Here is a 20,112-nt window from a genome sequence, read left to right as displayed (position 1 = left end):
GGTAAGAACAGTTTTCGCGATCAGTCCGTCTCCCGCGGGCCTTTTTCCGCGGTCATCAGTATCGCGTCGAGTAGCTCTCGGTTCGTGAAGTTGGGGCCATCGCCATAGCCGGCGAACCAGTGGTGGCTGAGCGGGACGAGCTCTCCATTGATCAGCGTAAAGATCGGATAGCCGCTGTCGCCGCTGATCGCCCGGTAGGCGTGCTCCTCTGAGTAGGGGGCGAAGGCGAGACGGAGTCCTGCGCTTCGTTCCCCCACCGTCCGTGCAGGGATCACCTCACGGTGCTGGTTAAGGAGGAGCGCAGGTATCCGGTGGCCTCGGAACCTGAAGGCGCTGTCGCTGCCGACATCGAGAAGCGGGTAGACGGCGACATCGTCTGGCACGGGGCGATCGAGGAAGGAGACCGTAACGTCAGTCTTCGTCACATACTTGCCTGCGCCATCGAGGACCCTGCCGATCCCACGGCGGCCGATGATCTGGCGCTCGATCAGCGTGCCGTCGGGGGTTGCGAAGTAGACCGGGAAGCCCGCCTTCGCACCTGTGTGCTTGCTCGAAAGGAGGATGTCACGGGCGATGAGAATGCCGCGCCTTGGGTGGACGCCTTTTTCGAGGCCCGGCGGATGACTGCTGAAGGCAACGCCTGAGAAATCGAGTGCGGCGAGCGGGTTGCGCGGGTTCGGCAAGACTGAGGTCTCGTTCCGGTAGATGCCCACGTTTCGCGAGGACGGTATGCCGAGCGTTTCGAGCTGCTGAGCGGCGTGCTCTTCGAGACGCTCGGGATCCGTAGAGCCGATCGCCGTCTCAAGACTGAGAAGACGGATACTCTGCTGCGCGAGAGCACTCTCATGCAGGGAGAGCGTCGTGACGATGAGGAGCAACGCTATCTCGATTAATCTCCGTACGCTGATCCTCATGGCCTGCATGTCCCTAGAGGCTCCAGCCTGCCGGGATGGGGTAGGGCTCACCGCTTTGGATCTTGCCGATGCCGCGGATCGAGCGGGTGAGGCCCATGACCCAGGTCCAGAGAAGGCCGAGGCCGCCGACGATGATCATCGGTATGCCGATGATGGCGAGGACCACGGTGGCGGTGAGGAAGACGCCGATCGAGATGAGGGCACCGTTGATGATGCCTGAGATGACGACGCGCCAGAAGAGGCCGATCTGATGCTCAAAATGGGTGTCCATCTCAGGACCTGCTGACCCCTTGAAGACGTAGGCCAGGATCACGCCAAGGAAGTACGGAACGGCGGTCACCACCGCCACGATGTAGAGCGCGTAGATCGCGATCGCCTTGAGCCTGTCTTCCTCGTTCATCATCCTGCCTTCTCCCCGGTTGCGACGCAGCGAAGCCGCATGTAATGGCCGCCCCGCTATCGAACAACCAAAGGGACCAGAGCAATGGCCACCGAACGCACTCTCTCCATCATCAAACCCGACGCTACCAAACGCAACATCACCGGCAAGATCATCGACAAGTTCGAATCTGCAGGCCTCCGCGTTGTCGCTCAGAAGCGCATCCACCTTTCGGACGCTCAGGCTGGCGACTTCTACGCTGTCCACAAAGAGCGCCCGTTCTACGGCGACCTCGTCTCCTTCATGACCTCCGGCCCGGTTGTCGTTCAGGTCCTCGAAGGTGAAGACGCCATCGCGAAGAACCGCGAAGTCATGGGCGCAACCAACCCGAGCGAAGCTGCTGCTGGCACCATCCGCGCCGAGTTCGCTGAATCAATTGAAGCAAACTCCGTTCACGGTTCGGACGCTCCGGAAACCGCTGCTGAAGAGATCAAGTTCTTCTTTTCCGACGACGAAATCGTTGGCTGAGTTTTTTTAAACTCAATCACAAAGCGGGCTGTGAGGGTAAACGACCTCACAACCTGCTGAGTGCGGCGCACCATTCGCACGCCTCTTGCATTGGTACGGGCAGGAGACACGTGATGAACAAGCGCAATCTCAGACTGCTTCAGACCCTCGCCGTCGCAACCACGCTGACGGCAGGTTCCGCCTCGCTCGGTGAAAACGCCAACAACCCGTTCGGCGTTGCTACCGAAGAGCTGCCCATGACCCATGTGCTGGTCGATGCCGCACGCGCCTTCGAGAAGGTCGACGTCGATAAGGACGGCCTGATCACCGAAGACGAATATGCCGGACAGCGGGTCGTCTATGCCCAACTGGCCCGTTTCAACGGTGTGATCCCTGTCGACGGCCAGACGACGGTCCGTATCCCGGTTCCCGAAAGCCTCAAGATGCCGCTGACCGTCTCGGAACGTGCAGCGATCGATGCCGTCGCGCGCCGTGACTATCACCTGCATGCAGCCGGCAAGCCTGGTCTCGATCAGAGCGCCTGGCAGAATGCCCGCCTTGAGCTGTTCATGCTCGCCGATGCCAATGCCGATGATGCGCTGTCAGGCGACGAGCTTGGGACCTATGCCCGCTATATGGCTGGCGAGCTCTCTGCGGGGCTGCCGAAGTCCTGATTGGTCACAGCGTAGAGCGCCACGGCTGCGGCTGTCGCGACGTTGAGGCTTTCCACTTCCTCCGCGAGCGGGATGGACACGAGGTCATCGCAATGGCCTCTGACGCCTTCCCTTATGCCTTTCCCCTCAGCGCCCATGACGAGCGCTAACGGGCCCCTATGCCTGTAGGCGGGGAGGGGGACTGCGCCCTCGCCCGCGAGACCGGCGGTCCTGAACCCCATATCCTGAAGCGCTTCGAGCGAGCGGCTGATGTTGACCGCGCGGATCACAGGCAGCGTTTCAAGGGTGCCTGCTGCCGCCTTGGCCAAAGCGCCTGAAAGCGGCGGCGTGCGGCGGTCCTGAACAATCACGGCTTGGGCGTGGAAGCCCGCGGCGACGCGGAGGATCGCGCCGATGTTCTGGGGATCGGTGACCTGATCCAGGACAACCACCGGACCTGTCCCATCGGGGGAACAGACATCTTTGAGGCGGGCGCGGGGAAGGTCGCTGAAGAGCCCAGCGACGCCCTGATGGACTGCGCCTTGAGGAAGGAGCTTGTCGATCTGGTGAGGCTTGAGGCTCTCAGCTTTGCCGGGCAGCTTGTGCTGCTCCTCGATCCACGCCGCGGCATTCTGGGTGATGACCAGCCGGTCGAGATTGCGGCGCGCATTCTTGAGCGCAGCCAGCACCGCATGGCGGCCATAGAGCCAGACTGGACCGTCCTCGCGGGGCGGTTTGGTGTGTTTTGAGTTCTTGTGAAGAGCCATCGCCGCCCCATGCCGAATTTTCCTCGCAATAGAAAGAGGAAGCGGTTGCGCGGCCTCGCACCTTTCGCTAGTCGGCTGCTTCGCTCTCGAGCGGCCTTGGAGAGGTGGCCGAGTGGTTAAAGGCAGCAGACTGTAAATCTGCCCGCGTATGCGTACGCTGGTTCGAATCCAGCCCTCTCCACCATTCGCCTCTGGTCGGCGAAGTCGATCAAAACCTCCGGGGGAGGTTTTGAAAGCGGCGAATGCCCCGGCAGGGGCTGGCCTTCCCTCTTAGCTACGATTCTGGTCGGCGACTTTTCTATCTCACGGCGTGTGGCGCCTCCGATGGGGCGGGCCTGACCGGCCCGGACGCCCAGTCGGGCGCCTTCGCGCGGAACGGTCGGGATAGGCGCGCGGCGGCAGAGTTGCTGCCGCTTTCCCTCTGGGGGGAGGCCCACTCACCGCATCATCCGACCGGGCTGTCGTTGTCTCTTTGCTCTCCGGCGCGGGCGTTGTTACAGCTTCGCCATAATAATGTGCAGGGAGGATAAGGGCAGTGGCTCTTGAAACCATCGACCTGGCGGTACTCGCCGTCTACGCGCTGGCACTGATCGGCATTGCGCTGATCGTCAGCCGTGAGCCGAAAGGCCATGAGAAGACCACGGAGGACTACTTCCTCGCTGGAAAATCGCTGCCCTGGTGGGCCATCGGCGCTTCGCTGATCGCGGCCAACATTTCGGCAGAGCAGATCATCGGCATGTCCGGCTCGGGCTACGCCGCGGGCCTCGCGATTGCGTCCTATGAGTGGATGGCGGCGCTGACGCTGCTGATCGTCGGCAAGTTCTTCCTGCCGATCTTCCTCAAGAAGGGCATCTACACGATGCCGCAATTCCTCGACCAGCGTTACGGGCCGAGCGTGAAGTACACGATGAGTGTCTTCTGGCTTGTTCTGTACACGGTCGTGAACCTCACGACGATCATGTGGCTCGGCGCGACGGCGATCAACTCGCTGACCGGCCTCGATATGACGTCGGGTATGATCGCGCTCGGTGCGTTCGCGGCGGCTTACTCGCTCTATGGCGGACTGAAGGCCGTGGCGCTGACCGACATCATTCAGGTCGTGCTTCTCGTCTTCGGCGGTATCCTGATCACCTCGATCGCGCTGAACCAGCTATCGGACGGTTCTGGCGTCATGGCGGGCTTCGGTGTGCTGATGAACGAGCTGCCTGGCCGGTTCGACATGATCCTCGACCGCGACAATCCTGAGTGGCAGAACCTGCCGGGCATTGCGGTGCTGATCGGTGGTATGTGGATGATGAACCTCAGCTATTGGGGCTTCAACCAATACATCATTCAGCGTGCTCTTGGTGCCAAGGACCTTGCGGAGGCCCAGAAGGGCATCCTGTTCGCGGCGGGCCTCAAGATGGTGATGCCGTTCATCATCGTCATCCCGGGCATCGCGGCCGTCATGCTGGCGCCGGACCTTGCGCGTCCTGACCAGGCCTATCCTGAGATGATGAAGCTGGCCCCGGCGGGTATCCGTGGTCTAATCTTCGCAGCGCTCGTGGCCGCCATTGTCTCGTCGCTCGGCTCGATGATGAACTCGATCTCGACGATCTTCACGATGGACCTCATCCGTCCGCTGGCGATGCCGAACGCGTCGCAGAAGACGCTCGTGACGATCGGCCGGACGGTCAGCTTCACCGCTTTGGTGATCGCTCTGTTCCTTGCCAAGCCGCTGCTCGGCAACTCGCCGCAGGTGTTCCAGAACATCCAGAACTGGACCGGCTTCTTCACGCCGGGGATCTGCGCGATCTTCTTCCTGGGCATGTTCTGGAAGCGGACGACAGAACTGGGCGGCCTCGCGGTCGTCGTGGGTTCGGTGGTTCTCAGCCTGATGTGGGGCAACATCTTCCCCGACATGCCGTTCATGTGGCGCGTGTTCGTCGTCTTCTGGCTGGCCATCGCGATGGGTGTCGGCGTCTCGCTGATCACGCCGAAGCCTGCGCCTGAAAAGGTCGTGGACCTTGGCGGCATTCAGTTCTCGACCGGACCGGTGTTCAACATCGGCTCGGTGGTGATCGTGGCACTGCTGATCGCGATCTACGGCATCTGGTGGTAACGCCAGTCACTGCCTGACTTAGAGAGGCCCCGGGAGCGTAAGTTTCCCGGGGCTTTTTCGTGCGCGGCTGACGAGGTTTGCCGCCGAGGGTCCCGGCCTTTAGGTTCCCTCCCATCGCAGACCGTCAGTTGGAGTATCCCATGCGCCGCTTTCTTGCCCTCGCAGCCGCGAGCGCCCTCAGCCTGTCCGCCGCGAGCGCCGCGCCCATTGAGGACTTCAAGCTCCCCGGCGTCGTCTACAACAAGGACATCACCACGCCTGACGCCTTCCTTGGCCACGGCCTCGGCGAGAAGCCGATCCGGCACGATCAGATGGTTGCCTATCTGAAACTGCTGGCGGAGCAGTCGGAGCGCCTCTCGGTCGAGACCATTGGCCACACCCACGAGCGGCGGCCGATCCTGTTCTTCAAGGTGACCTCGCCTGAGCATCAGGGCCGGATCGAGGAGATCCGCGAGGCGCATGTCGCATCACTGGCAGGGGCGGAGATCGACGCGGACGCGCCTTCGATCATCTGGATCAATTACGGTGTGCACGGAGCGGAATCAGCTGGCATGGATGCGGCGATCCCGACCCTTTACCACTTCGCTGCCGCGCAAGGCGAAGAGGTGGAGCGGCAGCTCGAGGAGAGCGTGATCCTCATCGTCGCGATCCTGAACCCTGACGGGCATAGCCGCCGGGTCGATCATGTGGAGACGTTCTCCGGCGCGGTGCCAGTGACGGACCCGGCCCATGCAGTACATAACCTGTGGACCGCGGCGCGGACCAACCATTACTGGTTCGACCTCAACCGGCAGTGGCTCCTGCTGACGCAGCCGGAGTCGCAGGCGTGGGTCTCGGCTTGGCAGAAATGGAAGCCGCAGGTCTCAGGCGATTTCCATGAGATGGGTTCTCAGTCCACCTACTACTTTCACCCTGGCGAGCCGAAGCGGAAGAACCCGCTTATCCCGGACGAAGCGCGGGACATCGCCAAGGGCATTGCCGAGGTCCACAGGGAGTTCCTGGACTCCGAAGGCCAGCTCTATTTTACGGAGCAGGGCTTCGACAATTTCTACATCGGTAAGGGGTCGACCTATCCACAGGTCAATGGCGGCATCGGTATCCTCTTCGAAGTGGGCGCGGCGCGCGGCGGTGCCATCGAGAGCCCCTCCGGTGAACGTTCCTACGCTGATAATATCAGGACGCACTTCAGGACGACCCTGACGACCATCAATGGCACGCTCGCGCAGAAGGAGCGGATTGCGGAGTATCAACGGACTTTCTTCGAGAACGCGAGCGAAGCGGCGGGCGACCATCCGGTCAAAGCTTATGTTGTCAGCGCCGGCGAGGACAGGAGCCGTATGGAGCGGTTTCTCGCCTTCCTCGATACCCACGATATTGATGTACACCAGCTGGAAGAAGACATAACTGTTGGTGAGCGGACGTTCAGTCCGTCCGACAGCTATGTCGTGCCCCTCAACCAAGACCAGCACGTCATGGTGCGCGGCGCCTTCGACAAGGTCACCGAGTTCGAGGAGAACATCTTCTACGACGTGAGCGGCTGGACCGTGCCGTTGGCGTTTGACCTCGACTACGCGCCCCTCAAGCTGCGCATCGAGCGGGGCGAGGATGCTGGCCGGTTCAACGCGAACCTGATCGGCGAGAAGGTCGACGATGTCGACAGCCGCGCCAACGGGCCGGTCGCTCGGTCGAACTATGGCTACATCATGCCGTGGACGGATCGTCTTGCAGGCAAGGCGCTCTACCGCGTGCTGGATGAGGGCCTCCTCGTCCGTGCGGCCAATGAGGCCTTCGAAGTGCGGACGAACAACGGTGTTCAGGACTTCGATGCAGGGACGCTCTTCGTTCCGCTGGCAGGCCAGGAGGAAAGCCCTCAGGCCATTCACCGCCTGGTCCAAACCCTGGCGCGGGAAGAGGGGATCGCCGTGATCCCGGTCGCTTCGGGCGCAGGTGACGATGCGACGGCATCGCTCGGCGGGGCCAGCTTCACGCCTATCGAGAAGCCCTCTGTGCTCGTTGTTTTCGACGACGGGATCGCGCGGTACGATGCGGGTGAGGTCTGGCACTTCCTCGATCAGGAACTGCGTATGCCTGTCACGCTTCGGCGCAAAGGCGAGCTCGGCGACCTCGACTGGTCACGCTATACGCACCTCATCATGCCCGGCGGCGGTCGCGTCAGCCTGCCTGAGGGTGCTCACGAGCGGGTCAAGCGGTGGGTGCGGGAAGAGGGCGGTACGCTGATCGCTCTCCGCCAGTCCGCGCACTGGGCTCAGGATGCGATGCTGGGCGGAAAAGACGCTGCCGAACCGAAGAAAGAAGAACCTGCTGAGGATGCCGAGAAGCTGCGCTTCGACTACGCCGAGATGGGCGTGCGGGACGCAGAGCACCTCGTCCGCGGTGCGATCTTCGCGACCGACCTTGACACCAGCCATCCGCTTGGCTTTGGCTATGGTGACAGGGTGCTCCCCTCGCTGAGGAACACGAGCGCGACTCTCGATTGGCCTATGGACAATCCGTATGCGGTGGTTGCTGCCTATCCTGACGAAGGCAGCGTCCTCACGGGCTACGTCTCCGAGATGCGAGAAGGTGAGATTTCTGGGACCCCCTCGGTGATCGCGCAGCCTGTCGGCAGGGGGCAGGTCATCCTGATGGCGGATAATCCGGTGTTCCGCGGCTTCTTCCTCGGCACGGACAGGCTCCTGATGAATGCCGTCTTCTTCAGTGATCTGATCGACAGTCCGTCAGGCACCTACGAAGAGGAGTGAGGGAGAGGTTGGCCTTCCGGTGTTTCCGGCGCTAAGGCGGCGGAAAACACCAGGAGGATAATCATGGAACTCAAGGGCAAGACCGCTCTCATCACCGGCGGCGCATCGGGCCTCGGCGGCGCGACTACGCGGCTTTTCGCCGAAGCTGGCGCAAACGTGCTGATCCTCGACCGCGATGCGGACAAGGGTAACGCGCTGGCTGAAGAGCTAGGCAGCCACGTCGCGTTCACGACGGCAGACGTGACAAGCGAAGAAGAAGTCTCTGCTGCTGTAGACTTGGCTGGCGAGCGTTTCGGCGCGCTGCACATCGCGTGCAACTTCGCCGGGATTGCCTGGGCGCAGAAGACGGTGGGCAAAGATGGCCCCCACGCCCTCGACGCCTTCAAGAAGGTCATCGACATCAACCTTGTCGGCTCGTTCAACGTGATCCGTTTCTCGGCGCTCGCCATGATGCGGAATGATCCCGATGCGGACCACCAGCGCGGCGTGATCGTCAACACGGCATCGGTCGCTGCCTTTGAAGGTCAGATGGGCCAGGCAGCCTATTCGGCGTCAAAGGGCGGTATTGTCGGCATGACCCTTCCCATTGCCCGTGACCTCGCGCGCGACGGCATCCGCTGCAACACGATTGCGCCGGGCCTCATCAAGACGCCTCTGTTCGAGGGCCTGCCGGAAGCAGCTGTCCAGTCCCTGAGCGAGCAGCCGCTCTTCCCGAAACGCCTCGGCGACCCGGCAGAGATTGCGCATGCGGCAAAGTTCATTGTCGAGAACAACTACGTCAACGGCGAGACGATCCGCTGTGATGGCGGCATCCGTATGCAGCCAAGGTAAGCCGTCATGGGACTGACTTTCTATGACTGCCCTCCCGCTCCCAGCCCACGCAGGGCGCGGATTGCTCTTCTGGAGAAGGGCGCAGAGTTCGACACGAAGATCGTGAACCTTGCCGAGGGCGAGCATTTGTGTGACGCCTACAAGGCGATCAATCCGACCTGCACCGTTCCCGCACTGACGATTGATAGCGGCGAGACGATTGGTGACAATCACGGGATCATCGCCTGGCTTGACGCTGCCTATCCCGAGAACCCGCTGCTCGGTGCGTCGCCGCTCGAAAAGGCGATGGTGGCGAGCTGGAGCGCTCGGTGTGAGATCGAAGGCCTGCTGGCGATCGCAGAAATCGTCCGCAACTTCGCCCCTCAGATGAAGGGGCGCGCGCTGACCGGACCGGTTAACTACGACCAGATCCCGCAGCTGGTGGAGCGGGGCGTTGCGCGTCTCTCGCACTTCTGGGGTGTGCTCGATGAGCGGCTTGAAGGTCGGGAGTTCCTTGCAACCGATAGCTTCAGCTGGGCTGACGTGACCGCGCTCGTTGCCGTCGACTTCTCGAAGGTCGCGCGCCAGCGTCCGGGTGATGAGTACACGAACCTTTGGCGCTGGCGAAAGAGCATCGATGAGCGGCCCAGCGTCAGCGCAACGAATGTTGGCGCGAAGGTCTAGAGCGCTTTCAGGATTGCGGCGGTCACGTCTTCCGTGCCCGCCGTACCACCGAGGTCGAAGGGCCTGAGCCCCTCGCGCAGAACGGTCTCGACTGCGTCCTCGATGGACTTTGCTGCGTCCTCCATGCCCGCGGCGAAGCGGAGGAGCATGGCTGCTGACAGAATGGTGCCGATGGGGTTCGCCTTGCCGGTGCCTGCGATGTCTGGCGCGCTGCCGTGGATGGGTTCAAAGACGCCGGGGGTATCTGGCGCACCGAGGGATGCGGATGGCGCAAGGCCGATTGATCCGACTACGGCCGAAAGCTCGTCGGAGAGAATGTCTCCGAAGAGGTTCTCGGTGACCACCACGTCAAAACTCGACGGGCGAGTGACGAGGTGCATAGCCATCGCGTCGACGAGGACGTGCTTGACTTCCACCTCGGGGAAGTCCGCGCTCACATCGTCAATGACCTTCCGCCAGAGGCGAGAGCTGGCGAGGACGTTGGCCTTGTCGACGGAGCAAAGTTTGCCGCGTCGGCCTCGGGCTGCTTCGAACGCGGTCCACGCGACGCGCTCGATCTCGGCGCGGCTATAGGGCAGGGTGTCCAGCGCTTCTTCGTCCCCCTCCCGGCGATCGCCGAAATAGAGGCCGCCTGTCAGCTCACGGACGACAAGGATATCGGTGCCACGGACGATCTTTTCGCGCAGAGGAGATGCACCTTCGAGCGTTGGGAAGAGCCGCGACGGGCGGAGGTTCGCGAAGAGCCCCATCTCCTGACGAAGGGCGAGCAGGCCTTGCTCCGGACGCGGAGCGCCGGCACGGGCGGCGGCGTCATACTGGGGTCCGCCCACGGCGCCGAGGAGGACGCCGTCTGCAGCCTTGCAGGCTTCAAGCGTTGCCGGCGGGAGCGGTTCTCCCGTTGTGTCGATCGCAGCGCCGCCAAAGGGTTGGCTTGCTGTTTCGAGGGAAGTCCCGGCGTTCTCGCAAACCTGCTGGAGAACGCGGACCGCGCTCGCTGTCACTTCGGGCCCGATGCCATCGCCGGGCAGGATGCATACGGATAATGACATCAAAACGCTCCTTGATCGGCTTCGAAGGCTTCGATGTCTGCTACGGCGCCCAAGAGAACGCCCAACGTATCTCGGCCCTCAAGAAGGCACTTTCTGGAGAAAGGCTCGGTCAAGAACGGCACGACGTGGTTGCCGAAGCGGAGTTCTTCTTCTTCCAGGTAAATCGTTACCTCATGGCCATCACACTCCATCAGGAGCCGGAGGGTGACGGGATCGACCTGCACAGGGAGGAGGCCGTTCTTGAGGGCGTTTGAGCGGAAGATATCGCCGAAGGAGCTGCTGATCACGGCCCTGAACCCGAGAGCCGTCAGGGCCCAGGGCGCATGCTCGCGGGAGCTGCCACAGCCAAAATTGTCACCTGCCACGATGACCTTCACCGCTTCGGGATCCCGTGCGTTGAGGGGATGAGCCATCTTGTTCCCGTGCTGATCGAAGCGCCAGTCGCGGAAGGCAAAGTCACCCAAACCATCGCGGTCGGTCGTGGTGAGAAATCTCGCCGGGATGATCTGGTCCGTGTCGATATTCGTCTGGGGCAGGACGATCGTCTTGCTCGTCAGCTTGGTGAAGGCTTCGATCATGCCTCGGCTCCGAGGGTTCTAGGGTCGGTCAAATGGCCGGTGACAGCGCTGGCTGCAGCGGTTGCCGGGCTGGCGAGGACGGTGCGGACGCCTTCGCCCTGGCGGCCACGGAAGTTTCGGTTGGAGGTGGAGACGACGAGTTCTCCTGGCTCGCCGCGATCGCCGTTCATGGCGATGCACATGGAGCAGCCGGGCTCACGCCATTCTGCGCCCGCCTCGCGGAAGACCGCGTCGAGCCCTTCGGTCTCGGCCTCGCGCTTGACGGCCTCGGAACCGGGGACGACCAGCATACGGACCTTCTCATCTACGCGGCGTCCACGGAGGATACTTGCAGCGAGGCGTAGGTCTTCGATGCGCCCATTGGTGCAGCTGCCGACAAAGACGCGGTCGACCTTGATGGAAGAAAGCTCCTGCCCCTCGTGGACACCCATGTAGCCGAGCGCGACATCGCTGGCTGTGCCCTCCGGGACGGATCCTCCGAGGCCTGCAGCTTCATGGGGGCTGACGCCGTAAGTGCCCATCGGGGTGATGGCGGAGGCGTCGAGGGTAACGCTGGCGTCGTATGTGGCATCGGGATCCGAGCGGAGTTCAGACCACGAACGAACGGCTGCATCCAAATCGTCCGGCGCGCCAGGACGGCCCTTGAGATAGGCGAAGGTGGTCTCGTCGGGAGCGACCATGCCTGCGCGCGCGCCTGCTTCGATGGAGAGGTTGCAGAGAGTCATGCGGCCTTCCATCGACAGGGCTTCGACAGCCTCGCCTGTGTACTCGAGGACGTAGCCAGTTCCGCCATCCATGCCGAGGCGGGCAATGACGGCGAGCGCCATGTCCTTGGCCGTCACACCATCCGTGAGCTGACCTTCAAAGTGGACGCGGTAGGTCTTGGGCTTGCGCTGAAAGAGGCACTGGGTTGCGAGGACGTGGCCGACTTCCGTCGTGCCGATGCCGAAGGCGAGAGCGCCGAAAGCACCGTGGGTGCTGGTGTGGCTGTCGCCGCAGACGACAACGCGGCCTGGGTGGGTGCGGCCAAGCTCCGGCCCAACCATATGCACGATGCCGCGACGGGGGTCGTCGAGATCGAGAAGTTCGATGCCATGCTCGCGGCAGTTCTGGCGCAGGGTTTCGACCTGATGCTTGGCTGCTTCGGTGGCGTAGGGGAGCTCTCCGTCCGGACCCGGGGGAAGTGTCGGGACGCTATGATCGATGGTGGCGAGGGTCAGATCAGGGCGACGGACCTTGAGGCCGCGCTCCTTAAGGACCGTGAAAGCCTGAGGGCTCGTGACCTCATGGACCAGATGCAGGCCAACATGGAGGATGGCTGGGCGGTCGGGGGCTTCCTCCGTGACGGTATTCCGTTCCCAGACCTTCTCGAACAGGGTCTTGCCGGTCATTCTGCGGGCACCAGCCTGTTCGATGCGCCCGCGACGAGGGTGCGGAGCTGGTCGTCGGTCACTTCGTGATGCTCGTCGGCAAGGCGCTTAAAGCCTTCGAAGATGGCGTCACGCATGTCGACCGGCGGCTCGTGGCCCAGCTCTTCGAGGCGGGCGAAGAGGGCATGCTTGCCGGAATGCTTTCCCAGGACCAGCGCGGAAACGGGCGCGCCGACGTCTTCGGGGGACATGATCTCGTAGGTCTTGCGGTTGCTCAGCATACCGTGCTGGTGGATGCCTGCCTCGTGGGCGAAGGCGTTCCGTCCGACTACTGCCTTGTTACGCTGGACCTTTTCACCGGTGATATCCTCAAGGGTGCGCGAGGCGTCGAAGAACTTGGTCGTGTCGAGATTGGTGGAGACGCCATAGAAATCACGGCGTGTGCGGAGGGCCATGACAGCCTCCTCCATGGCGCAGTTGCCTGCACGCTCCCCGATGCCGTTGATGGTGCATTCGATCTGGCGAACGCCAGCTCTGACGGCAGCGAGGCTGTTGGCGACGGCCATGCCGAGGTCGTCGTGGCAGTGGGCGGAGAAGACGATGCCTTCTTCGGGCTCCACCGCTTCGATCAGATAGCTGAAGACATCGAAGACTTCGTCCGGCGTGACGTAGCCCACGGTGTCGGGGACGTTGAGAGTGGTCGCACCGGCTTCGGCAGCCGTGCGCATGCATTCCGCGAGGAAGGACTTCTCCGTCCGCATGGCATCTTCGGCGGAGAACTCGACGTCCTCGAAAATCGAACGCGCGTAGCGGACGCCGGAGTCGATGGCGTCGAGGACTTCGCCCTTGCGCATCTTCAGCTTGTGCTCGCGGTGAAGCTTGCTGGTGGCGATGAAGAGGTGGGCACGCTTGCGCTGGGCGGCCATCAGGGCTTCGGCGGCGGCGTCAATGTCGCGCTCGGTGACCCGGGCGAGGGAGCAGACAATCGGGCCGTCGGCCTCTTCTGCGATGGCCTGCACGGCCTCGGCATCACCAGGAGAGGCGGCGGCGAAGCCCGCTTCGATGACGTCGACCTTCAGCTCCGACAAGCGGCGGGCCATGCGCAGCTTGCCCTTCATGGTCATCGAAAAACCAGGGCTTTGCTCGCCATCGCGAAGGGTCGTGTCGAAAATTCGTACGGTTTCAGGCGGTGTGTACGTCATGACGCTTCGCTCCTCAGTAATTAGCGACTTGGGGGTCGAGGCCCTGTTCTCTCAGGGCGCTGATGATACGGTCCATATGTTCAGGACCCGTTGCTTCGACGGAGATGTCGAGGTGTGTTTCTTTTGCGGGCAGGTCGTTGAAGACCTTGTGGTAGGCGACGTCGATGACGTTGCCGCCGGCATCCCCGATGGCTGCGGAGACGCGGGTGAGCTCTCCGGGAACGTCCATCAGGGCGATCCTGAGGCGTGCGAGGCGACGCTGACGTGCGAGATCGCGCATCAGGATCGAGGAGAGGAGGCGGGCGTCGATATTGCCTCCGCAGATGACGCTGCCGACAGTCCTTCCACGGAAGAGGGAGGGGTGCGCGAGGATCGCTGCGAGGCCTGCGGCGCCTGCGCCTTCGGCCAGGGTCTTCTGTGTGCCGAGGAGGAGGGAGAGCGCGCGTTCGAGAAAGCGTTCTTCGACAGTGACGATCTCGTCCACCTGGCTTGCGACGACGCGGCGGGTGAGGTGGCCGGGTGCGCAGACGGCGATGCCTTCGGCCAGGGTCATGCCGCCGCAAGCGCGCTCTGTTCCGCGCACGGCGTTGATCATACCGGGATAGAGAGCCGTCTGTACACCGATCACCCTGATGTCGGGCCTGATCGCGCGCGCAGCGGTCGCCATGCCTGCGATCAGGCCACCGCCGCCGATGGGGACAACGAGGGTGTCGATTTCGGGGCTCTGATCCAGCATTTCAGCCGCGATGGTGCCCTGTCCCGCGCAGACGTGGGGATCATCGAAGGGGTGGACGAGGGTCAGGCCCTCGCGTTCGATCAGCTGCTCGACGTGCGCACTGGCGGCGTCATAGTTCTCGCCGTGGAGGATAACTTCCGCACCGAACCGGCGGGTTTCTTCCACCTTAACCGAGGGAGTGTGGTCGGGCATGACGATGACGGCGCGGATGCCCAGGAGCTCCGCATGCCGAGCAAGCCCTTGGGCGTGATTGCCTGCGGAGGCTGCAATGACGCCAGCGGCTTTTTCCTGGTCCGTCAGTGACAGGAGTTTAGCGAGGGCACCGCGCTCCTTGAAAGCGCCGGTCACCTGCATGTTTTCGAACTTGAGGTGCAGTTCGCAGCCCGTCAGCTGCGAAAGCTTCGGGCTCGGCAGGCAAGGGGTGACGGCGACGTTGCGCCATGCGGGATCAGCCTTGCCGGTGACCGCGCGCCACTCTTCATCGGACAGGCCAAGCGGGTTCAACTGCAGGCGGCGTGGCGCCTCGGCGACGGCAACATCAGATGACGGCGGCATGGGGTATTTCCTTCCACCGGCTGGGTTTTTCGCGGCTGCGGCGCTCGAGCTTCACGCGCCTGACATTGTGAAGGCGTTCGATCTGCAGGCGGAGGGTTTCGATGGAGCGGCCGTTACCCGTGGGCGAGACTTGCACGCGGGTCTCGACACCGCCTCCGACTTCCTCGACGAGGAGGGAGCGCACGCTCCAGCCGCGCTGCTCAATGACGGTCCAGACCCGGCGAAGCGTTCCGTTCACGTCATCGCTTTCGATCGTGAAGGTTTCAATCGTGGCGCGTCGAGTGTTTGGGGAGAGGTGCAGGCTCATCGTATCAGCCCTCCATCATTTCGTCATTGGCCTTGCCCGGCGCGACCAGCGGCCAGACGTTCTCGGCAGGATCGATGATCGCGTGCATCAGGATCGGCCCCTCGGCTGCGAGGAAGCGCTCGATCCCCGGAGCGACCTCGTCGCGGGCGGAGATGGTGAAGGCATCGATGCCGAAGGCCTGGGCAACCTTGGTGAAGTCGGGGTTGTCCGACAGGTCGACTTCGGAGAAGTTGCCGTCGAAGAACAGCTCCTGCCACTGACGGACCATCCCGAGGCGTGAGTTGTTCAGCACCAGGACCTTCAGAGGGATCCGGTAGCGGTTGAGGGTCGCCAGCTCCTGAATGTTCATCATGAAGCCGCCGTCGCCATTGATGGAGACGACGGTGCTTTGGGGCTCAGCCAGCTTGGCGCCGACGGCTGTAGGCAGGCTGAAGCCCATTGAGCCGAGGCCTCCTGAGGTGAGGTGCGCCTGGGGCCTGGTGAAGTGGCAGTGCTGAGCCGTCCACATCTGATGCTGGCCGACGTCGGGCACGGCGACGAACCCTTCGCCTGCAGCGAGGGAGAGGTCGCGGAGGAGGGCGGGCGCGTAGATGCCTTCGCCGGGAGCATCGTATGGCGCGACGTACTCAAACTTCCAGCCAGCGGTGGTCGCGAGCCACGGGTCGATGTGCCCTGGCTCTGGATAGAGGCTGTCGAGGCTAGGCCCGAATTCTCCGTGAACGGAGACGTCGGCGTGGCGGAGCTTGGAGATCTCCGATGCATCACGGTCGAAATGGACCACGCGGGCCTTGGGCGCGAAGCCGTCGAGGCGGCCCGTGGCGCGGTCGTCGAAGCGGCCACCGATATTGATGAGGAGGTCGCACTCCTGCACCGCGAGGTTCGCCGCGCGGCTGCCATGCATACCCAGCATGCCGAGAAGCTGCGGATGATCAGACGGCAGAACACCGAGGCCGTGCAGCGTGCAAGCCGCAGGGATGCCTGCGCGCTCGACCAGCCTGCGGACAGCGTCCACCGCCCCTGCGCGCGTGATGCCGCCGCCCAGATAGAAGAGCGGACGCTCCGCATCGCGAATGGCGGCTTCGCAGCGGCGGAGGCCGTCATCATCGAGAGCGGGGGCAGGTGCGCGCTCGACATTGACCGGCGCGGGATGCGCCGCTGCCTGCTGAACATCTTTAGGGATGTCCACCAGGACGGGACCGGGCCGACCGCTCGCAGCGATCTCGAAAGCCTCGGCGATGACGCCCGGCACATCGGCGGCGTCACGGATGATATAGCTGTGTTTGACGATCGGCATGGTGATGCCGAAGATGTCGACTTCCTGGAAGGCGTCCGTACCCATGACGGGCTGGGCAACCTGGCCGGTGATCGCGACCATCGGCACACTGTCCATATAGGCATCGGCGATGCCTGTGACGAGGTTGGTTGCTCCGGGTCCGGAGGTTGCGAGGCAGACGCCGGGCTTGCCGGTCATCCGCCCGAAAGCCGCAGCGGAAAAGGCGCAGGCCTGCTCATGGCGGCAGAGAATGTGGCGCAGCGATGAAGAAGTCAGAGCGTCGTAGACAGGCATGATTGCGCCGCCGGGATATCCGAAGACGGTCTCCACACCCTGTGCCGCCAGTGCGTCGACAAGCAGCTTGGCTCCTGTCGCGGCCTCTGTCTGAGGTTCTTCGGCGGCTTCCTTCATCGCTGCGGCTGTCATGGCGCGCTGCCCATATATCGTGCGAAGTCGTCCGCCTTCGGACGAGAAGGCTCGCGTGTGGGCGGAGCCTTCATGGGGCGGTGCTGACGCTGGTCAGGGCTGTGGCGCTCTGTCTGGGGAGGCGTCTTGGGCATGGGACTATTCCTGATTGGCGGAGTTCGACCCTGGCTCTGCATTAAGCCAGGTCATCTGTGAGCGGAGCTTGCGGCCGGTTTCCTCGATCGGGTGCTCGAGATCGGCGGCCAGCATCTGGCGGTAGGCGGGCTTTCCGGCCTGGTTCTCGGTGATCCAGTCGCGGGCGAAGGCGCCGGTCTGGATGTCCTTGAGGACGGCGCGCATCTTCTCGCGGGAGTTCTCGTCCACGACGCGGGGGCCTGATTTGAGATCGCCATAGATGGCCGTTTCGGAGATGAACTCGTGCATCTTGGCGAGGCCGCCTTCGTGGAGGAGGTCGACGATCAGCTTCAGCTCGTGAAGGCACTCATAGTAGGCAAGCTCTGGCGCGTAGCCTGCTTCCACCAGCGTTTCGAAGCCCATGACGACCAGCTCCGTCGCGCCGCCGCAGAGGACGGCCTGCTCACCGAAGAGGTCGGTTTCGGTCTCGTGCTTGAAGCTCGTTTCGAAGACCGCCGCTGCGGTGCCGCCGACACCGTCAGCGTAGTGAAGAGCGCGGTCGCGGGCTTCGCCTGACGCATCCTGATGGATGGCGAAGAGGCACGGGACGCCGCGGCCTTTCTCGAACTCCCGGCGCACGAGGTCGCCGGGGCCCTTGGGGGCAACGAGGATGACGTCGACATCTTTAGGCGGCTCGACCTGACCGTAGAGTACGGAAAATCCGTGGGCGAACATAAGGGTGTCGCCAGCCTTGAGGTTTGGCTTGACGTCGTTCTCGTAGATCTCCTTGTGCGCCATGTCCGGCGCCGTCAGGGCTATGTAGCTAGCCTCTTCGGCTGCTGCGGCAGGGGTGAGGACGCGGAAGCCGTCTTCCTCGGCCTTGGTCTCCGAAGCGCCGCCGCGGCGGGCGCCGATGATGACGTCCATGCCGCTGTCGCGCAGATTGCGCGCGTGGCTGCGGCCCTGGCTGCCATAGCCGATGACGGCGATTGTCTTACCACTGAGGACCGGCGTTACGTCGTCCTTGGTGTATGCTCTCAGTTGGTCACCCATGGCTTCAGCCCTCCTGCAAGGTGGTAGCGCCGCGGCTTGCCGATCCGACGAGCGCAGCGAATTTGTCGAAGACACCGCCGAAGCGGTTGGGCTCAGGCATGACGAGGTCTTTCGCCCGCTGGTCCCAGTCGATGGCCGCATCGATGCGGCGGCTCTCAACGTCGATAGTGATGGTGTCGCCTTCGTTCACAAGGGCGATTGGTCCGCCTACGGCAGCCTCTGGCGAGACATGGCCGATGACGAAGCCGTGGGAGGCGCCGGAGAAGCGGCCGTCCGTGATCAGAGCAACCTTGCCCGCAAGGCCCTGGCCTGCGAGGGCGCCGGTGATGGCGAGCATCTCGCGCATGCCCGGGCCACCTTTGGGACCTTCATAGCGGATGATGACGACGTCGCCTTCCTTGATGGCGCCTTTCGAGACCGCCTCGAAGCACTCCTCTTCGCTGCCGAAGACCTTTGCAGGTCCTTCAAAGCGGGAGGTCGAGTAGCCTGCGGTCTTGAGGACTGCGCCTTCGGGGGCGAGGTCACCGTAGAGGATGCGCAGGCCGCCGGTCTGCTTGACCGGGTCCCTCACGGTGCGGACGACTTTCTGGCCTTGGGTTTCCTCGAAGGCGTCGAGCTCTTCGAAGAGCGTCCGACCACTGACGGTCGGCACGTCTTCGATCATGCCCGCCTCGCGCAGGCGCTGGCCGAAGAGACGGCAGCCGCCAGCAGCGGTCAGGTCCTCGGCCATATAGCGGCCGCCGGGTTTCAGATCGGCAATGACAGGTGTCTCGCGAGACAGCTTGTCGAAGAGCTCGATATCGAACGGGACGCCTGCCTCCGCCGCGATCGCTGCGATGTGGAGGACAGCATTGGTGCTGCCGCCCGACGCGACAACGGCGGTGGCCGCGTTCTTGAGCGACGCTTCGGTCACGTAGGTGCGCGAGCCCTTGCCCAACGCATGTTCTGCGATGAGGCGGCCGCAGCGCTCGGCCTCAGCGGCCTTGCCCGCGTCGACGGCGGGGACATCGCCTGCGCCCATCGGCGCTATGCCGAGGAAGGCAAGGGCCATGGCCATCGTATTGGCCGTGAACTGACCACCGCAGGACCCGGCGCCGGGGCAGGCGCTGCGCTCGATCTGGTCGAGCTCGGCTTCGTCGATGGAGCCCTGGGCGTGAGCCCCAATGGCCTCGAAAACGTCCTGCACGGAAATTTTCTTGCTGGCCGAGCAGCCCGCTGCGATCGTGCCGCCATAGAAGACCAGGCCCGGGACGTCGCAGCGGGCGAGCGCCATGGCAGCCGCGGGGATGGTCTTGTCACAACCGACCAGCACGAGGGCCGCGTCGAGGGCGTGACCCCTGACGGCGAGCTCGATCGAGTCTGCGATGATCTCGCGACTGACGAGGGACGCGCGCATCCCCTCATGGCCCATGGTGATGCCGTCGGAGACCACGGGCGCACCGAACTCGACGGGCCATCCGCCTGCATCGCGGATGCCCTTCAGCACCGGTTCTGCGAGGTCTTTCAGGTGCATGTTGCAGGGGGTGACGGAGGAATAGGTGTTTACCACCGCGATGATCGGACGGTCGAAATCCTCATCTTCGAACCCGGTGGCGCGCAGCATGGCGCGCGCGGCCGCCCTTGCGGGTCCTTTGGTGATGGCGTCGCTGCGTTTGGGCGGTCTCATGGGGTCTCTCGGTGGTCGTTCAGAGGGGTACAGGTGAAAAAAAAGCTCCCTGTCGGGAGCTTCGCGTCGGTCAGGCCGTGCCGTTCCGATGCCGCTCCCTAGGGGCTTTCGGTAATAAGGAGGACGAGAAGGACCGATACGACGGGTACGTCGTTTACGGGAAGGGCGAGCTTGTTCAGCGGCGCGTTCATCGGTCGTTTCCACAT

General features: G+C 63.4%; 18 protein-coding genes and 1 tRNA gene. 7 read left to right on the top strand and 12 right to left on the bottom strand.

What is annotated here, in order from left to right; all coding sequences use genetic code 11:
• Window positions 1-20: 20 nt before the first annotated feature.
• Together HK107_RS11165 and HK107_RS11160 are read right to left on the bottom strand one after the other, a co-directional pair.
• Window positions 21-914 carry a hypothetical protein gene (locus tag HK107_RS11165; RefSeq protein ID WP_173199763.1) on the bottom strand — a complete coding sequence of 298 codons (894 nt, stop codon included), beginning with the start codon at window positions 912-914 and terminating at the stop codon, window positions 21-23.
• A 13-nt stretch (window positions 915-927) separates the two neighbouring features.
• The gene (locus HK107_RS11160) at window positions 928-1,317 is read right to left on the bottom strand and encodes a hypothetical protein (protein ID WP_173199761.1); all 390 of its coding nucleotides are present in this window, start codon (window positions 1,315-1,317) and stop codon (window positions 928-930) included.
• Window positions 1,318-1,398: 81 nt separating this feature from the next.
• On the opposite strand from HK107_RS11160, the gene ndk reads away from it, so the two are divergent.
• Both ndk and HK107_RS11150 read left to right on the top strand, forming a co-directional pair.
• Window positions 1,399-1,821, top strand: a complete 423-nt coding sequence (gene ndk, locus HK107_RS11155; RefSeq protein WP_173199759.1) for a nucleoside-diphosphate kinase — start codon at window positions 1,399-1,401, stop codon at window positions 1,819-1,821.
• Window positions 1,822-1,934: 113 nt separating this feature from the next.
• Window positions 1,935-2,474: a hypothetical protein gene (locus HK107_RS11150; protein WP_173199757.1), complete on the top strand. Its 540-nt coding sequence runs from the start codon at window positions 1,935-1,937 to the stop codon at window positions 2,472-2,474.
• On the opposite strand, the gene HK107_RS11145 is transcribed toward HK107_RS11150, so the two are convergent.
• The gene (locus tag HK107_RS11145) at window positions 2,432-3,220 is read right to left on the bottom strand and encodes a TrmH family RNA methyltransferase (protein ID WP_173199755.1); all 789 of its coding nucleotides are present in this window, start codon (window positions 3,218-3,220) and stop codon (window positions 2,432-2,434) included. The two genes, HK107_RS11150 and HK107_RS11145, sit on opposite strands and share 43 nt — an antisense overlap.
• 98 nt (window positions 3,221-3,318) lie before the next feature.
• On the opposite strand from HK107_RS11145, the gene HK107_RS11140 reads away from it, so the two are divergent.
• From HK107_RS11140 to HK107_RS11120, 5 genes are all read left to right on the top strand, one after another.
• Window positions 3,319-3,404, top strand: a tRNA-Tyr gene (locus HK107_RS11140).
• Window positions 3,405-3,755: 351 nt separating this feature from the next.
• The gene (locus tag HK107_RS11135; RefSeq protein WP_173199752.1) at window positions 3,756-5,321 is read left to right on the top strand and encodes a sodium/sugar symporter; all 1,566 of its coding nucleotides are present in this window, start codon (window positions 3,756-3,758) and stop codon (window positions 5,319-5,321) included.
• A 140-nt stretch (window positions 5,322-5,461) separates the two neighbouring features.
• Window positions 5,462-8,083, top strand: coding sequence for a M14 family zinc carboxypeptidase (locus HK107_RS11130; RefSeq protein ID WP_173199750.1), 2,622 nt, complete (start codon window positions 5,462-5,464; stop codon window positions 8,081-8,083).
• 63 nt (window positions 8,084-8,146) lie between these two features.
• Window positions 8,147-8,914: a 3-hydroxyacyl-CoA dehydrogenase gene (locus HK107_RS11125; protein ID WP_173199748.1), complete on the top strand. Its 768-nt coding sequence runs from the start codon at window positions 8,147-8,149 to the stop codon at window positions 8,912-8,914.
• 6 nt (window positions 8,915-8,920) lie between these two features.
• Complete coding sequence (locus HK107_RS11120) at window positions 8,921-9,577, top strand: glutathione S-transferase family protein (protein WP_173199746.1); 657 nt, start codon at window positions 8,921-8,923, stop codon at window positions 9,575-9,577.
• Here HK107_RS11120 and leuB read toward each other — a convergent pair.
• From leuB to ilvD, 9 genes are all read right to left on the bottom strand, one after another.
• On the bottom strand, window positions 9,574-10,626 hold the full coding sequence (gene leuB / locus HK107_RS11115; RefSeq protein ID WP_173199744.1) for a 3-isopropylmalate dehydrogenase: 1,053 nt from the start codon (window positions 10,624-10,626) through the stop codon (window positions 9,574-9,576). The genes HK107_RS11120 and leuB overlap by 4 nt on opposite strands.
• Window positions 10,626-11,204 (bottom strand): 3-isopropylmalate dehydratase small subunit, encoded by a 579-nt coding sequence (gene leuD, locus HK107_RS11110; RefSeq protein ID WP_173199741.1) that lies wholly within the window; start codon window positions 11,202-11,204, stop codon window positions 10,626-10,628. Before leuD ends, leuB begins: the two co-directional genes overlap by 1 nt.
• A complete protein-coding gene (gene leuC / locus HK107_RS11105; protein ID WP_173199739.1) occupies window positions 11,201-12,595 on the bottom strand; it encodes a 3-isopropylmalate dehydratase large subunit in 1,395 nt (464 codons plus the stop codon). The genes leuD and leuC overlap by 4 nt, the downstream gene beginning before the upstream one ends.
• Window positions 12,592-13,776, bottom strand: coding sequence for a 2-isopropylmalate synthase (locus HK107_RS11100; RefSeq protein ID WP_173199737.1), 1,185 nt, complete (start codon window positions 13,774-13,776; stop codon window positions 12,592-12,594). Before HK107_RS11100 ends, leuC begins: the two co-directional genes overlap by 4 nt.
• 13 nt (window positions 13,777-13,789) lie before the next feature.
• Window positions 13,790-15,067: a threonine ammonia-lyase gene (locus HK107_RS11095; RefSeq protein WP_173199735.1), complete on the bottom strand. Its 1,278-nt coding sequence runs from the start codon at window positions 15,065-15,067 to the stop codon at window positions 13,790-13,792.
• Window positions 15,051-15,374 (bottom strand): ACT domain-containing protein, encoded by a 324-nt coding sequence (locus HK107_RS11090; protein WP_173199733.1) that lies wholly within the window; start codon window positions 15,372-15,374, stop codon window positions 15,051-15,053. The genes HK107_RS11095 and HK107_RS11090 overlap by 17 nt, the downstream gene beginning before the upstream one ends.
• A 4-nt stretch (window positions 15,375-15,378) precedes the next feature.
• Window positions 15,379-17,073 (bottom strand): acetolactate synthase 2 catalytic subunit, encoded by a 1,695-nt coding sequence (ilvG, locus tag HK107_RS11085; protein WP_173199731.1) that lies wholly within the window; start codon window positions 17,071-17,073, stop codon window positions 15,379-15,381.
• 138 nt (window positions 17,074-17,211) lie between these two features.
• Window positions 17,212-18,240 (bottom strand): ketol-acid reductoisomerase, encoded by a 1,029-nt coding sequence (gene ilvC, locus HK107_RS11080; RefSeq protein WP_173199729.1) that lies wholly within the window; start codon window positions 18,238-18,240, stop codon window positions 17,212-17,214.
• A gap of 4 nt (window positions 18,241-18,244) precedes the next feature.
• The gene (gene ilvD / locus HK107_RS11075) at window positions 18,245-19,906 is read right to left on the bottom strand and encodes a dihydroxy-acid dehydratase (RefSeq protein WP_173199727.1); all 1,662 of its coding nucleotides are present in this window, start codon (window positions 19,904-19,906) and stop codon (window positions 18,245-18,247) included.
• Window positions 19,907-20,112 lie beyond the last annotated feature (206 nt).

Source organism: Parvularcula mediterranea, from assembly GCF_013085255.1.
Classification (GTDB): Bacteria; Pseudomonadota; Alphaproteobacteria; order Caulobacterales; family Parvularculaceae; genus Parvularcula; species Parvularcula mediterranea.
Note: the sequence above shows the minus strand (reverse complement) of the source record. Positions and strands in the feature narration are given on the sequence as shown.

Coding starts and splice junctions, on each gene's coding strand:
- HK107_RS11125 (WP_173199748.1), top strand. CDS start 8,147: ATGGAACTCAAGGGCAAGACCGCTCTCATCACCGGCGGCGCATCGGGC.
- ilvC (WP_173199729.1), bottom strand. CDS start 18,240: ATGGGTGACCAACTGAGAGCATACACCAAGGACGACGTAACGCCGGTC.
- HK107_RS11160 (WP_173199761.1), bottom strand. CDS start 1,317: ATGATGAACGAGGAAGACAGGCTCAAGGCGATCGCGATCTACGCGCTC.
- HK107_RS11145 (WP_173199755.1), bottom strand. CDS start 3,220: ATGGCTCTTCACAAGAACTCAAAACACACCAAACCGCCCCGCGAGGAC.
- HK107_RS11090 (WP_173199733.1), bottom strand. CDS start 15,374: ATGAGCCTGCACCTCTCCCCAAACACTCGACGCGCCACGATTGAAACC.
- HK107_RS11100 (WP_173199737.1), bottom strand. CDS start 13,776: ATGACGTACACACCGCCTGAAACCGTACGAATTTTCGACACGACCCTT.
- ilvG (WP_173199731.1), bottom strand. CDS start 17,073: ATGACAGCCGCAGCGATGAAGGAAGCCGCCGAAGAACCTCAGACAGAG.
- ilvD (WP_173199727.1), bottom strand. CDS start 19,906: ATGAGACCGCCCAAACGCAGCGACGCCATCACCAAAGGACCCGCAAGG.
- leuB (WP_173199744.1), bottom strand. CDS start 10,626: ATGTCATTATCCGTATGCATCCTGCCCGGCGATGGCATCGGGCCCGAA.
- ndk (WP_173199759.1), top strand. CDS start 1,399: ATGGCCACCGAACGCACTCTCTCCATCATCAAACCCGACGCTACCAAA.
- leuD (WP_173199741.1), bottom strand. CDS start 11,204: ATGATCGAAGCCTTCACCAAGCTGACGAGCAAGACGATCGTCCTGCCC.
- HK107_RS11120 (WP_173199746.1), top strand. CDS start 8,921: ATGGGACTGACTTTCTATGACTGCCCTCCCGCTCCCAGCCCACGCAGG.
- leuC (WP_173199739.1), bottom strand. CDS start 12,595: ATGACCGGCAAGACCCTGTTCGAGAAGGTCTGGGAACGGAATACCGTC.
- HK107_RS11095 (WP_173199735.1), bottom strand. CDS start 15,067: ATGCCGCCGTCATCTGATGTTGCCGTCGCCGAGGCGCCACGCCGCCTG.
- HK107_RS11165 (WP_173199763.1), bottom strand. CDS start 914: ATGAGGATCAGCGTACGGAGATTAATCGAGATAGCGTTGCTCCTCATC.
- HK107_RS11150 (WP_173199757.1), top strand. CDS start 1,935: ATGAACAAGCGCAATCTCAGACTGCTTCAGACCCTCGCCGTCGCAACC.
- HK107_RS11130 (WP_173199750.1), top strand. CDS start 5,462: ATGCGCCGCTTTCTTGCCCTCGCAGCCGCGAGCGCCCTCAGCCTGTCC.